Here is a 12,862-nt window from a genome sequence, read left to right on the forward strand (position 1 = left end):
GTACTCCTGTCCCTCGGGGGTGGGGTGGTGGTGCTCCGATCTCAGTCGCGGGTCAGCACGATGAGGTCGGCGTCGTGGGTCGCGCTCCACTGCACGGGCAGACCGACAGTGGCGAGGTGGCTGCCTGAGTAGTGCCGGTCGCCGTGCGCGTAACGGGCCGTCGGGTCGAGGCCGCGCAGGGGCAACCGGACCGGGCGGGACGGAAGCAGCCCGGCACCGTCGAGCCGGCCGGTGTGCCAGGCCAGGACGACCACCCGGTTCTCGTCCGGCGCGGTGTACTGCACCGCGCAGCGGGCCTGGTCGGGGCCACCGATCAGGTGCACCTCGCCGTGCGTGACGACGTCCCGGATCTCCTTGTAGCGGGCGATCCAACCGGCCGCCTCGACCCGCTCGGCCGGGGTCCACGCCCGGATGTCCGCGCCGATGCCGAGCACACCCGCCATCGCCAGGACGAACCGGAACGCCAGCGTTCGGGGTCGCGGGTCGAACAGGCCGGGCGCGTCGGTGACCCAGGAGCTGAGCAGGTGCGGGGCGTTGGCGTGCAGGAAGCCGTACTGGATGGCCAGCCGGTCCAGTGGACCGGTGTTGTCGCTGGGCCAGAAGACGTCGGCCCGGGCGGCCATCGCCAGGTCGGTCCGCGCGCCCCCGCCGGCGCACGCCTCGATCAGCACCCCGGGGTGGTCCCGGCGCAACCGCTCGTAGATGCGGTGCAGGTTGGCGACGTGCGCGCCGTCCAGGTCGAGCGGGCCGACCCCACCGGGTCGACCCGGTTCGGTACGCGGCCGGTTGAAGTCCCACTTCAGGTAGTCGATGTCGTACCGGCGCAGCAGACCGTCGACTGTGGAGTGGACGAACTCGGCGACCTCCGGCCGGCCCAGGTCGAGCAGGTACTGGTTGCGGACCGGGGTGAGCGGCCGGCCGTCGACCGAGTAGACCCAGTCCGGGTGCTCGGCGTACAGGGAGGACTTCGGGTTGACGCACTCCGGCTCGACCCAGAGCCCGAAGTTCAGCCCGAGCGCGCGGACGTCGGCGATGAACGTGTCGAACCCGGCCGGGAACTTCGCCGGGTCGGGTGTCCAGTCGCCCAGCCCGGCGGTGTCGTCGTTGCGGCCCACGAACCAGCCGTCGTCCACGACGAACGTCTCCACGCCCAGTTCGGCGGCGATTCGGGCGAGCGCGAGCTGACTCTGCGCCTCGACCGCGAAGTAGGTGGCCTCCCAGGAGTTGTAGAGCACCGGGCGGGGGCTGAGCCGCTCCCCGGCCAACAACCGCTGGTGGGTGTGCCAGACCCGGGCCAGCCCGTCCAGGCCGTCCGGGCTGTACGCCCCGGTGGCCACCGGCAGGGTCAGCCGCTCGCCGGCGGCCAACTCCAGCGGGCCGTCGACCAGCTGACGGCCGACCCGGACCCGGGTCAGGCCGCCGGTGTCCCGCTCGGCGCTGATCTCCCACGAGCCGGTCCAGGCCAACGCCATCCCCCACGCCGGCCCGACCGGCTCGGCGGTGTCGCGCACGGCCAGCCAGGGCACGTGCAAATGCCCGGGTACGCCCTGGGAGCTGCCGATGCTGAAGGTGCCGTGGCCCAGCTCGACGTGGGAGAGCTGGAACTCCTGCTCCCACTGCCCCCACTGGTGGCTGAGCAGCGCGCCGTGGGGTGTCGGTACGCAGAACCCGCCCGATCCGGCCCGGACGACCCGCAGCGCGTCGGTGCCGTCGTTGGTCAGCTCGACCCACCGCTGCACCACGTCGGTGCCGACGGGCACCCGGTAATGCACGGTGGCGCGCAGCCCGGTGACCGGGTCGGCGAACTCGACGGCAAGCTCCCGCTGGTCGGCGTCGACCCGCGCGTCGGTGTGCGTGAAGCCCACCCGGCGCTGCCCGTTCGAGGTCTCGATCACCAGGTCGGCGCCGGTGAACGGGCGGTCGGCGTCGGTGGCGTACTCGATGGGGGCGGCGTCCCCGGCGGTGAGGAACGGGACCGGGCCGTCGTAGGCGACCGGCGAGGGCCCGTCGGAGACGCCGTGCGGCCCCCACGCGACAAGCTCCAGCCAGCGACCGTGCCCGGGCACCGTCACTGTGTACTCGGTGTGCGTGCCCCGCAGCGTCCAGCGCTGCCCGGTCTCGGCGGTCACTTGACCGCTCCGAGCGCCAGGCCGGAGACGAAGTGCCGCTGGAAGCGGAGGAACACCGCGACGGTGGGGACGGCCGCGATGACCGTACCGGCGGCGATGACGTTCCAGGACGAGACGAACTGGCCCTGGAGGGCGAGCAGCGCCGGGGTGACCGGCATGTTGTCATCGGTACGCAGCACGGTGATCGCCCAGAGCAGGTCGTTGAAGATCCAGGTGAAGGAGAGCGCCCCGAGAGCGGCCAGCGCGGGTCGGGTCAGCGGCAGCATCACCCTGGTGAAGATCTGCGCCGTGCCGGCGCCGTCGATGGTGGCCGCTTCCTGGATCTCGCCCGGCAGGTCCCGCATGAAGCCGTGCAGGACGAAGGTGTAGAAGCCGAGACCGAAGCCGACCTGCACCGCGATCAACGCCCAGAGCGTGTCGTACAGGCCGGTCAGCTCGCTGAACTTGGCCACCGGGATGAGCAGGATCTGCGGTGGGAGCAGGTTGCCGGCGAGCATCAGCAGCAGGATCGTCCGCCGCCCGGGGATCCGGAAGCGACTCAGCGCGAAGGCGGCCATCGCGGCCAACGCCAGGCTCACCAGCACCGACGGGACGGTGACAAGCATGCTGTTGATCAGCGCGCGCAGCTCGCCGCCGTCGGTCCACGCCTGCCGGTAGGTGTCCAGTGTGAACGACCGGGGCAGACTGCCCACGCCGTGCGCCGCGATGTCGTCGAACGACCGGGTGGACATCACCACCACCCAGAGCACCGGGCCCAGCCAGAGCAGCGAGAGCAGGATCATGCCGGTGTGGAAGGCCCCGGTACGGAGCTTGTTCATGACGCTTCCTCCCGGAACGCGCGGACCAGGTAGCCGAGGATGACGGCCAGCGCGAGCACGAAGATCACGACAGCGATCGCCGAGGCGTAACCCAGCCGCAGGCTCTGGAACGCGGTCGAGTACATGTAGGTGCTGAGCAGCTCCGACGAGTGGTACGGCCCACCCTTGGTCAGCGACCAGACGATGTCGAACGAGCGCAGCGAGTCGATCACGATGACCGACAGCACGACGGCGTTGACCCCCTTGAGCTGGGGAATCGTGACGTGCCGTAGCCGCTGCCAGGCGTTGGCGCCGTCCATCCGGGCCGCCTCGTGCAACGCCGGGTCGATCGCCTTCAACCCGGCCAGGAACAGCACCATCACGTAGCCGATCTGCCGCCACAGCGCGGGCAGGATCACCGCGTACAGGGCGGTCTGCGGGTCGGCGAGCCAGGGCCGGATCAGCTGCTCCAGGCCGACCGCCCGCAGCAGCGTGTCGGCGATGCCGTCAGGCTGGTAGAAGACCCGCCAGACCAGCGCGGTCACCACCAGTGAGAACACCACAGGGGTGAACAGCGCGGCCCGGTAGAAGCCGACACCACGCCGCTCCTTCTGCAGGACCAGCGCCATCCCGAAGCCACCCAGCACGGAGAGGCCGCCGAAGAGCACCAACCAGATCACCGTGTTGACCAGCGCACCCCGGAAGGTGGCGTCGCCGGCCAGCTCGACGTAGTTGTCGGTGCCGACGAAGGTCGGCGGCGTCATCCCGTCCCAGCGGGTAAGGGAGAACCAGAAGCCCTGGATCGCCGGCCAGAAAACCCAGACGCTCTCGACCGCGAACGGCACGAGGACGAACGCCACCAGCAGCGGCGACAGTCGAGCCGACCGTCGCCGCCGCCGGGTGGGGGTGACCGAAGTCGTGGAGATCGTTGCTGTCACGTCAGCCCTTGAAGACCTTCTCGGCGCCGGCCTGCCACTCCCGCAGGATCGCGTCGATCTGGTCCGGCTTGTCGATGAACTTGGTCAGCGCGGTGTCCGCGGTCGGCTGGAGCGCGTCGCTGGAGTCGCGGTTGAAGAACTGGGTCAGCTCCTTGGCCTCGTTCAGCATCGCCTTGCCCTTGACCACCAGCGGCGAGTCGGACGCCTTGGCCTTGGGGTTGGCCGGCAGCACGATGCCGGAGCTGGCCTTGACGTACGCCTCCTGGGCCTCAACCCCGGCCAGGTAGCTGAGCAGGGCCCTGGTGCCGGTCGGGTTGGCGGTCTTCGCGCTGGCGAAGAAGCCGTCGGTCGGTGCCTCCTCGGCCAGCGGCACCGCCGGGTCGATGATCGGGAACCGGAAGAAGTCCAGGTCGCCGAGCGCGTCCTTGGGTGCGGCGTCGGCGAAGAAGGTGCCGATCAGGAACATGCCGGTCTTGCCGGCCAGCAGCGCGGTGGTCGCCTCCTGGAACGGGTACGCCTTGCCCTTGGGGTCGAAGTAGGGCAGGGCCTCGCGCCAGCGGGTGAAGACCGCCTTGACCTTCGGGTCGTCGAAGCGCTGCTTGCCGGCGAGCAGCTCGCGGTGGAACGGCGCGCCGTTGATCCGGATGTTGAGGTAGTCGAACCAGGCCGAGGCCACCCACGGGGTGTCGCCGAGGCCGATGCCGATCGGCGGGATGCCCTTGCTCTTCAGCGTCTCGCAGAGAGCCAGGAACTCGGTCCAGGTCTTCGGCTCCTGCACGCCCCACTTGGCGAAGTTGGACTTGCGGTAGAAGAAGCCCCACCAGTAGTTGTTCATCGGCACGAAGATCTGCTTGCCGCTGGCGTCGGTGGAGAGGGTGCGCAGCGACTGGGGGTAGTCGTCCAGCGACTTCCAGACCTCGGAGACGTCCAGCAACAGGTTCTTGCTGGCGTAGTCGTTGGCGACCGAGCCCGCGTACCAGGTGTAGAGGTCCGGCGGGTTGGCCGAGGTCAGGTAGGTCGGCAGCTGGGTCCGGAAGGTCTCCGAGGCGATCGTGTTGAGGCTCGCCGTGCCCTTGCCCTGCGCGTTGAAGGTCTCGATCAGCTTCTCCATCGCGGCCTTGGCCTGCGGCGAGGAGAGGTTGGACTGGATGGTGACCGCACCTGAGCCGTTGCTCGTCGTCGGCCCGCTGGCGGAGCTGGCGCACGCGCTGAGGAACGAGCTGGCGCCGAGCGCGCCCAGGCCGGCGAGCCCGAGGTGGCCAAGGAATCGCCGGCGACCGGGGTCGAAGTCGCTCACGGAGGTATCCCTTCCTTTACGACACTCAGCGTCACCACGCGATGTGTCGTCCATGTGAATGCTGTGACGAGAAGGTTGCATCGCCCCTCGTCGGCTGTCAAGATATCTTCGTAATTAATGATTAGATGAGACCAAGGCGGAGGTCAGGTGGATCAGCCTATGCGCCGGCTTGACGGCAAGAACGCGCTGGTCACTGGTGCGATGGGTGGGATCGGCGCGGCCATTGCCCGGCGGCTCGCCGCCGAGGGGGCAGGCGTCGCGCTGCTCGACGTGGCCGACCCGGCCCCGCTGGCCGAGGAACTGACCGCGCGCGGCCACCGTGCACTGTCCGTAATGGGCGATGTCAGCGACGAGGCCGACTGGACCGTCGCCGTGCACGCCGTTCGGGACCACCTCGGCCCGATCGACATCCTGGTCAGCACCGCGTACGCCGTGCGGGTCGCCCCGGCGCACGAGACCAGCCGCCAGTCCTGGGACCACCAGCTCGGCGTCAGCCTCACCGGCTCGTTCCTCGGCGTCCGCGCCTGCCTGGACGACCTGCGGGCACGCTCGGGCGCGGTGGTGCTGATCTCCTCGGTGCACGCGCTGGTCGGGTTGCCCGGCCGGCCCGCGTACGCCGCGGCCAAGGGCGGCCTGGTCGCGCTCGGCCGCCAACTCGCCGTGGAGTACGGCCCGCAGGTCCGGGTCAACACCGTGCTGCCCGGGCCGATCCTCACCGCCGCCTGGGCCGACGTGTCCGAAGAGGACCGGCAGCGCAGCGTCGCGGAGACCGTCGCGAAGCGCTTCGGCACACCGGACGAGGTGGCCGCCACTGTCGCCTTCCTCGCCTCGCCGGACGCCGCGTACGTCACCGGCGCGAGCCTCGTGGTGGACGGTGGCTGGACAGCGGTGAAAGCCTCGGCCTGAGAGATCGATACCGACCAGCGAAAAGGCCAGGAGCATTGGCACAGTACGCACGCCGCGGCGTCCACGGGCAGACCGTCGAAGCGATCGCCCGTCGCATCCTCACCGGCGAGATCGCCGCCGGCGCGACCCTCAACATCGTCGCGTTGCAGGAGGAGTTCGGCGTCAGCCTCACCGCGCTCCGCGAGGCGCTGAAGGTCCTCTCGGCGAAGGGCATCGTCGACGCCCGACAGAAGCGCGGCACCTTCGTCCGACCCCGTGCGGACTGGAACCTGCTCGACGGTGACGTGATCCGCTGGCAGTTCACCGAGGGCACCGACCAGCGGTTGCTCGACCAGCTGCACGAGGTACGCGCCATCATCGAGCCGGCCGCCGCACGGCTGGCCGCCACCCGGGCCACCGAGGACGACCTGACCGCCCTCGACCGGGCACTGGCCGAGATGGCCCAGGCCAACGGCGATCCCGCCGCCGCCATCGCCGCCGACCTCGCCTTCCACCGCGCGCTGCTCACCGCGACCCACAACGAGCTGCTGGAGCGGATGGAGGTGGTGATGGAGACCGGTCTCGCCGAACGGGACCGGCTGGTGCACGGCGGCACCGCGCACGACGACCCGGTGCCCAGCCACCGCGCGGTGGTCGACGCGCTGCGCGACCGGGACGAGACGGCGGCCGAGACCGCGATGCGTCAGTTGCTGGACAAGGCCGTCCGCGACGTCGAGAAGGCACGGGGACGAAGGGGCAGTCAGTGAAGATCGCGCGGATCGAGACCTTCCTGGTCGCGCCACGGTGGTTGTTCTGCCGGGTGGAGACCGACGACGGGCTGGTCGGGTGGGGTGAGCCGGTGGTCGAGGGCCGCGCCGAGGTGGTGCGCAGCGCGGTCGAGGTGCTCTCCGAATATCTGCTCGGTGCCGACCCCCTGCGCATCGAGCAGCACTGGCAGGTGCTCACCAAGGGCGGCTTCTACCGGGGCGGCCCGATCCTCTCCAGCGCGGTCGCCGGCCTCGACCAGGCGCTCTGGGACATCGCCGGGCAGGCGTACGGCGCGCCGGTGCACGCGCTGCTCGGCGGGCACGTGCGCGACCGGGTGCGGATCTACTCGTGGATCGGCGGGGACGAACCCGGCGAGGTGGCCGACGCCGCCGCCGCGCAGGTCGCCGCCGGCCTCACCGGGGTCAAGATGAACGCCTGCGGGCGGCTCTCGCCGATTCCCACCTCGGCCGAGGTGGACGCGGTCGTCGGCCGGGTGGCCGCCGCCCGCGAGGTGCTCGGCCCCGACCGGGACATCGCGGTGGACTTCCACGGTCGCGCCGGAATGGCCGCCGTCCGCCGGATCCTGCCCGAGCTGGCCGCCCTGCGCCCGTTCTTCGTGGAGGAGCCGGTCCTGCCCGATCAGGCTCACCACCTGCGCGACATCGTCGCCGGCACGCCGATCCCGGTGGCCACCGGTGAGCGGCTCTACGGTCGGTCCGAGTTCCTCGGACCGCTGCAGGCCGGGGTCGCCGTGGTCCAACCGGACCTGTCGCACGCCGGTGGGATCTCCGAGGTCCGTCGAATCGCCGCGCTGGCCGAGACGTACGGCGCGCTGCTCGCCCCGCACTGCCCGCTCGGCCCGATCTCCCTGGCGGCCAGTCTCCAGGTGGCCTTCGCGACGCCGAACTTCCTGATTCAGGAGCAGAGCATCGGCATCCACTACAACGCCGGCTCGGAGCTGCTGGACTATCTGGTCGACCCGGAGCCGTTCCGGTTCGTGGACGGGCACATCGCCCGCCTCGACCGGCCCGGGTTGGGCATCACTGTCGACGAGATGGCGGTCCGCAAGGCAGCGCAGACCCCACACGCCTGGCGCAACCCGGTCTGGCAGCACGCCGACGGGTCGTTCGCCGAGTGGTGACCGACGCGCGGCCGGTGGCCCTGCGGGTGGCGTACGACGCCGCGCACGGCGGCCGGTGGACGAGCCTGCACGGCGGTGGTCGGGAGTGGCTCTGGCGTGGCCCGGAACCCGGCCGGCACGAGGTACGCCCCGACGACGCGTTCGTCGACGCCGGCGGCCTGGAGGAGTGCCTGCCCACCGTGCGCGGCGAGCCGGACCACGGCGAGGTGTGGTCGCGGCCGTGGCGCAGCGCCGGCCCCGGCACCGTGGTCGTCGAGCGGCCGACGTTCACCCTCACCCGCCGGATCACCGACTCCGGCGGCGTGGTGGTGGCCGACTACCGGCTGGCCGCCGACCCGGGGTACCGGTTCGTCTGGGCCGCGCACGCCCTGCTCGACCTGTCCCCCACCGCCCGCCTGGACGCGCCCGCCGGCACCCCGACCCGGCTGCACCCGGAGGCCGCCGCGCTCCTGCCGCCGGGCGGCTGGCCCACCGGCGACCCGTGGCTGACCGGGCCGTGGCCGACACCGGCCGGGCTGACCCTGGACACGTTCGGGCCGGACGACGGGACCGCGCTCGGCGCGGTGCTGCTCGACTGCCCCCGGGTTCAGGTGCTCGACGGGGCCGACCGGTTGACCCTGGAGCTGGAGTGCGCCGGCCAGCCCCGCAGCACCGCGCTCTGGCGCAACCTGGGCGGCTGGCCGGCGAACCGCCCCTACCGCAGCGTCGGCATCGAACCGATGCTCGGCGCGGCCTTCGACCTGGCCGACGCCGGCCCCGATGACGCGGTGGCCGTCCCGGCCAGCGGCGAGGTCAGCTGGCGACTCACCATCTCCGCCCACCGCATCCACTGAGGACACGTGATGAACCTGCTCGACGAGCTGCGTACCCATCGACTGCTGGCCATCGTGCGCGGCCCGGACCCGGCGGCCGCGCTGGCCGCCGTGCTCACCCTGGCCGAGAGCGGCGTCGCCCTGGTCGAGGTCTCGATGACCAGCGCCGACGCGCTCGGCATCCTCCGCCGTGCCCGGGCCGCCCTCGGGCCCGACTTCGCCCTGGGCGCCGGCACCGTGCTCAGCGCCGAGGACGCCCGTGCGGCGGCCGACGCGGGTGCCGGCTTCCTGGTCACCCCGGCGATCGCACCGAGCCTCGCCGAGGGTGGCCGGCTCGGGCTGCCGGTGCTCGCCGGTGCCCTCACCCCCACCGAGGTGGTCCGGGCCACCGACGGGGGGGCCGCCGCGATCAAGCTCTTCCCGGCCTCCCTCGGCGGGCCCGACTACCTCGGCGCCCTGCGCGACCCGTTCCCCGGTACCGCGTTCGTGCCGGTCGGTGGGGTCGACGCGGACGGCGCGCGGCGCTACCTCGACCGGGGCGCGACAGCTGTCGGTGTCGGCTCCCCGCTGCTCGGTGACGCCGTCCGCGGCGGCGACCCGGCGGCGTTGCGGGAGCGCGCCGCCGCCTTCCTCGCGGCGGTCCGGCCATGACCGACCTGCTCACCCTCGGCGAGACGATGGCGGCGTTTCGCACCACCGGCCCACTGCGACTGGGTGGCACCGCCGGGATCTCCGTCGCCGGCTCCGAGTCGAACGTGGCGATCGGCCTGGCCCGGCTCGGCCACCGGGCCGCCTGGGTCGGTGTCACCGGCGCCGACGAGCCCGGCGAGCTGGTCCGCCGTACGCTGCGCGCCGAGGGTGTCGACCTGACCTGGTCCCGGGTCGACGAGACCGCCCCGACCGGGCTGATCCTCTTCGAGAACCGGGTCGCCGACATCAACCGGGTCACCTACCACCGCGCCGGGTCGGCCGGCTCCCGGCTGGGCCCCGCCGACGTGGCCCGGGCCTTCGCCGCTTCCGGGCCACCACCCCGGCTGCTGCACGTCACCGGCATCACCTGCGCGCTCGGCGTCGAGCCGTACCAGGCGGTGGTGGAGGCCGTGCGGCGCGCCCGCGCGGCCGGCGGCACGGTCTGCCTGGACGTCAACCACCGCAACCGGCTCTGGTCAGTGGCGGAGGCCGCTGCCGCGCTGCGCCCGCTGTTGCCGTCGATCGACCTGGTGATCGCCTCCGACGACGAGTTGGCCGTGCTGACCGACGCCGCCGAACCGGCCTCGGCGCTACTCTCGGCCGGCGTCACCGAGGTCGTGGTCAAGCACGGCGCCGGTGGAGCGACAAGCCACAGCGCGACCGGCACGATCCACCGTCCGGCCCGGACGGTGCCGGTGGTGGACACCGTCGGCGCGGGCGACGCCTTCGTCGCCGGGCTGCTCTCCGGCTGGCTGGACGGCGTCGACGCGCCGGCCCGACTGGACCGGGCCGTCACCACCGGCGCGTTCGCGGTCGCCACCCGGGGCGACTGGGAGGGTCTGCCCGACCGGGCCGAGCTGGCGCTGCTCGACCACGGCCCCGGCGGTACGGTCCGCTGACGATCCTTTGGAGGAGCACCATGGAGCTGACCGAGCCGACCGTCTGGAGCACCGACCGGCTGGAGTTGGGTGAGGGCCTGCGCTGGGTCGATGACCGGCTGGTCCTCGTCGACCTGCTGGCCGGGCGACTGTTGGAGACCGACGGCGACGCCCCGACCCCGCTGCGGGAGCTGCGCCGCCTCGACATGCCGCTCGGCGCGGTCGCCCCGGTGGCCGACCGACCGGGTGAATGGCTGGCCGCCGCCGGGACCGGTGTCACGGTGCTACCCGCCGCCGGCGACCCCCGACCGGTCGTCGAACTGGTCGCCGACGCGCCCGAGCCGACCCGGATGAACGACGCGGTCGCCGACCCGCACGGCCGCTTCTGGGCCGGCAGCATGACGTACGCGATGGTGCCCGGCGGGGGCACGCTGTTCCGCCTCACTCCGGGCGCCGAGCCGGTCCCCGCGGTGACCGGGTTGACCATTCCGAACGGGCCGGCGTTCGACGCGACCGGCACCACCATGTACCTGGCCGACACCCCACGCGGCGAGATCGACCGGTTCACCGTCGACCCCGCCACCGGCGCCGTGTGCGGGCGGGAGCCGTTCCTGCGGCTGTCCCCCGCCGACGGCGGCCCGGACGGCATGACGCTCGACGCGGCCGGCCACCTCTGGATCGCGTTGTGGGGCGGTTCCGCGGTACGCCGCTACCGGCCGGACGGCACCCTCGACCGGGAGATCCGGCTGCCGGCCAAGCAGCCCGCCGGTATCTGCCTGGGCGGGCCCGACCTGCGGCGACTCTTCATCGGCACCGCCCGGGTGGGGCTGGACGCGGCGGGCCCGCAGGACGGCGCGCTGCTCGCGGTCGACGTCCCGGTGCCCGGCCTGCCCGCCGCGCGGGCCAGCGCACCAGCGAGCTGATCGGAGGCATACCGGACGCCAGGGCGGGAACAACCGCCCCGAAGCGCGGTAGCAGCCGACCGGTAGGGAGCGAGCCGATGAACACCGTGGAGCGGACGTCATGAACGGGCCGGTCGGCGACGAGCCGATGGGCGAGCTGGAGCTGGTGCACACCTTCACCGGCCCGATGCCGACCGGGGTGAGCGTCTCGCACCGGGGTCGGATCTTCGTGAACTTCCCCAAGTGGGGTGACGAGGTGCCGGCCACCGTCGTCGAGTTGCGCGACGGAAGAGAGGTGCCCTACCCCGACCAGGCGTGGAACGACCCGTCCGGCGACGACGACGCGGGCGCGTTCGTCTCGGTGCAGAGCATCGTGGTGGACCCGGCCGACCGGCTCTGGGTACTGGACACCGGCAGCCCGATGTTCCAGCCCACGAAGCCGGGCGGCCCGAAGCTGGTCCGGATCGACCTGGACACCGACACGGTCGCCCAGGTGATCACCTTTCCGGCGGACGTGGCGCTGCCGACGACGTACCTCAACGACGTCCGCTTCGACCTGCGGCGGGGCGAGGCGGGGGTCGCGTACATCACCGACTCGGCGGACTCCGGGCCGAACGGGATCATCGTGGTGGACCTGGCCAGCGGAGCCTCCTGGCGGCGGCTGCACGACCACCCGTCCACCAAGGCGGAGCCGTTGAAGAACTACCGCCCCTTCGTCGAGGGCCGGCCGTTCCTGGAACGGCCGGCCGACGGCCCGCCGAAGCCGGTGAGCATGGGCTCGGACAGCATCGCCATCTCGGCCGACGGCAGCCGGCTGTACTACGCGCCGCTGATGTCCCGACGCCTGCACAGCGTGTCCGCCGAGGCGCTGGCCGACCCGTCGGTCACCCAGGAGGCGGTGGCGGCCACGGTCGTGGACGAGGGGGACAAGGCCACCGGGTCGGACGGGTTGGAGTCCGACGACGCCGGGCGGATCTACCTCACCTCGTACGAGCACAACGCGGTGCTGCGTCGCCTGCCCGACGGCGAGTACGAGACGCTGGTGCACGACCCGCGCCTGCTCTGGCCGGACACCATGTCGGTGGCCACCGACGGGTACCTTTACGTCACCGCCAACCAACTGCACCGGCAGCCGCAGTACCAGCGGGGCAAGGACCTGCGGCGCAAGCCGTACGCGCTGTTCCGCACCCGCATCGACGCCGGCCCGGTACTGCTGCGCCCCTGAGCAGGGGCGGCGTCGCGCAGAAATTCGCGCCGATCTTGCAGTTGCGGTCATCGATATGGGTCGGATGCACCTTTTGCCGGGACAGAAAGTGCAAGATCGCGGAGCGGAGGCAGTCCGGGTCTGGCGATCTCGGCAATCTGACTCTGGCCGAAGCGCTCGGTCTACCCACGCGGGCCGCGTTCGTCCACGCGATCGAGTGACCTTCCTGCCCGTCGAGACGGCGGACATCGTCCTGCTGGAATTAGCCGCCTACTCGCCGAAGGCGCATACCCCGACGCAATCTTGGACAGTTTCCGTCAGCTCCTAACTATTGAGTCCCATGACATCTGTCAGTGTTGAAGTCCCGATACATGTGTCAGTTGGTTGGGATCTTGGGTGTGCTGGTAGATGGTGCCTGGCA

Annotated in this window: 12 protein-coding genes; 8 read left to right on the forward strand and 4 right to left on the reverse strand. The window is 71.9% G+C overall.

Annotated features, from left to right (window positions below; genetic code table 11):
• Window positions 1-41 precede the first annotated feature (41 nt).
• Genes ACFYL6_RS18900 through ACFYL6_RS18915 form a run of 4 tightly spaced genes read right to left on the reverse strand, consistent with a single transcriptional unit; the run spans window position 42 to window position 5,161 of the window.
• A complete protein-coding gene (locus ACFYL6_RS18900; RefSeq protein ID WP_387172642.1) occupies window positions 42-2,129 on the reverse strand; it encodes an alpha-galactosidase in 2,088 nt (695 codons plus the stop codon).
• The gene (locus tag ACFYL6_RS18905) at window positions 2,126-2,947 is read right to left on the reverse strand and encodes a carbohydrate ABC transporter permease (protein WP_387172644.1); all 822 of its coding nucleotides are present in this window, start codon (window positions 2,945-2,947) and stop codon (window positions 2,126-2,128) included. The genes ACFYL6_RS18900 and ACFYL6_RS18905 overlap by 4 nt, the downstream gene beginning before the upstream one ends.
• A complete protein-coding gene (locus ACFYL6_RS18910) occupies window positions 2,944-3,864 on the reverse strand; it encodes a carbohydrate ABC transporter permease (RefSeq protein ID WP_387172646.1) in 921 nt (306 codons plus the stop codon). Before ACFYL6_RS18910 ends, ACFYL6_RS18905 begins: the two co-directional genes overlap by 4 nt.
• 1 nt (window position 3,865) lies before the next feature.
• Window positions 3,866-5,161, reverse strand: a complete 1,296-nt coding sequence (locus ACFYL6_RS18915) for an ABC transporter substrate-binding protein (RefSeq protein WP_387172648.1) — start codon at window positions 5,159-5,161, stop codon at window positions 3,866-3,868.
• Between the two features lie 159 nt (window positions 5,162-5,320).
• Here ACFYL6_RS18915 and ACFYL6_RS18920 point away from each other — a divergent pair, with 159 nt between their 5' ends.
• The 8 genes from ACFYL6_RS18920 to ACFYL6_RS18955 all read left to right on the forward strand — a co-directional run bounded on the left by ACFYL6_RS18920 (window position 5,321) and on the right by ACFYL6_RS18955 (window position 12,462).
• The gene (locus ACFYL6_RS18920) at window positions 5,321-6,067 is read left to right on the forward strand and encodes an SDR family NAD(P)-dependent oxidoreductase (protein ID WP_387172650.1); all 747 of its coding nucleotides are present in this window, start codon (window positions 5,321-5,323) and stop codon (window positions 6,065-6,067) included.
• A gap of 35 nt (window positions 6,068-6,102) precedes the next feature.
• Window positions 6,103-6,813 (forward strand): FadR/GntR family transcriptional regulator, encoded by a 711-nt coding sequence (locus ACFYL6_RS18925; protein ID WP_387172652.1) that lies wholly within the window; start codon window positions 6,103-6,105, stop codon window positions 6,811-6,813.
• Window positions 6,810-7,955, forward strand: coding sequence for a galactonate dehydratase (dgoD, locus tag ACFYL6_RS18930; RefSeq protein WP_387172654.1), 1,146 nt, complete (start codon window positions 6,810-6,812; stop codon window positions 7,953-7,955). The genes ACFYL6_RS18925 and dgoD overlap by 4 nt, the downstream gene beginning before the upstream one ends.
• Window positions 7,949-8,788, forward strand: a complete 840-nt coding sequence (locus ACFYL6_RS18935) for a hypothetical protein (protein WP_387172656.1) — start codon at window positions 7,949-7,951, stop codon at window positions 8,786-8,788. The genes dgoD and ACFYL6_RS18935 overlap by 7 nt, the downstream gene beginning before the upstream one ends.
• A 9-nt stretch (window positions 8,789-8,797) precedes the next feature.
• Window positions 8,798-9,418 carry a bifunctional 4-hydroxy-2-oxoglutarate aldolase/2-dehydro-3-deoxy-phosphogluconate aldolase gene (locus ACFYL6_RS18940; protein WP_387172657.1) on the forward strand — a complete coding sequence of 207 codons (621 nt, stop codon included), beginning with the start codon at window positions 8,798-8,800 and terminating at the stop codon, window positions 9,416-9,418.
• Window positions 9,415-10,356: a sugar kinase gene (locus tag ACFYL6_RS18945; RefSeq protein ID WP_387172660.1), complete on the forward strand. Its 942-nt coding sequence runs from the start codon at window positions 9,415-9,417 to the stop codon at window positions 10,354-10,356. Before ACFYL6_RS18940 ends, ACFYL6_RS18945 begins: the two co-directional genes overlap by 4 nt.
• 20 nt (window positions 10,357-10,376) lie before the next feature.
• A complete protein-coding gene (locus ACFYL6_RS18950) occupies window positions 10,377-11,258 on the forward strand; it encodes an SMP-30/gluconolactonase/LRE family protein (RefSeq protein ID WP_387172662.1) in 882 nt (293 codons plus the stop codon).
• Window positions 11,259-11,358: 100 nt separating this feature from the next.
• Window positions 11,359-12,462 carry an L-dopachrome tautomerase-related protein gene (locus tag ACFYL6_RS18955; protein WP_387172664.1) on the forward strand — a complete coding sequence of 368 codons (1,104 nt, stop codon included), beginning with the start codon at window positions 11,359-11,361 and terminating at the stop codon, window positions 12,460-12,462.
• Window positions 12,463-12,862 lie beyond the last annotated feature (400 nt).

This window comes from Micromonospora sp. NPDC007208, from assembly GCF_042869175.1.
Taxonomy (GTDB): Bacteria; Actinomycetota; Actinomycetes; order Mycobacteriales; family Micromonosporaceae; genus Micromonospora; species Micromonospora foliorum.

What these genes read in the sequence shown, in the direction of transcription:
- ACFYL6_RS18905 (WP_387172644.1), bottom strand. Translation starts at nt 2,947, where the DNA reads ATGAACAAGCTCCGTACCGGGGCCTTCCACACCGGCATGATCCTGCTC.
- ACFYL6_RS18920 (WP_387172650.1), top strand. Translation starts at nt 5,321, where the DNA reads ATGCGCCGGCTTGACGGCAAGAACGCGCTGGTCACTGGTGCGATGGGT.
- ACFYL6_RS18940 (WP_387172657.1), top strand. Translation starts at nt 8,798, where the DNA reads ATGAACCTGCTCGACGAGCTGCGTACCCATCGACTGCTGGCCATCGTG.
- ACFYL6_RS18945 (WP_387172660.1), top strand. Translation starts at nt 9,415, where the DNA reads ATGACCGACCTGCTCACCCTCGGCGAGACGATGGCGGCGTTTCGCACC.
- ACFYL6_RS18950 (WP_387172662.1), top strand. Translation starts at nt 10,377, where the DNA reads ATGGAGCTGACCGAGCCGACCGTCTGGAGCACCGACCGGCTGGAGTTG.
- ACFYL6_RS18955 (WP_387172664.1), top strand. Translation starts at nt 11,359, where the DNA reads ATGAACGGGCCGGTCGGCGACGAGCCGATGGGCGAGCTGGAGCTGGTG.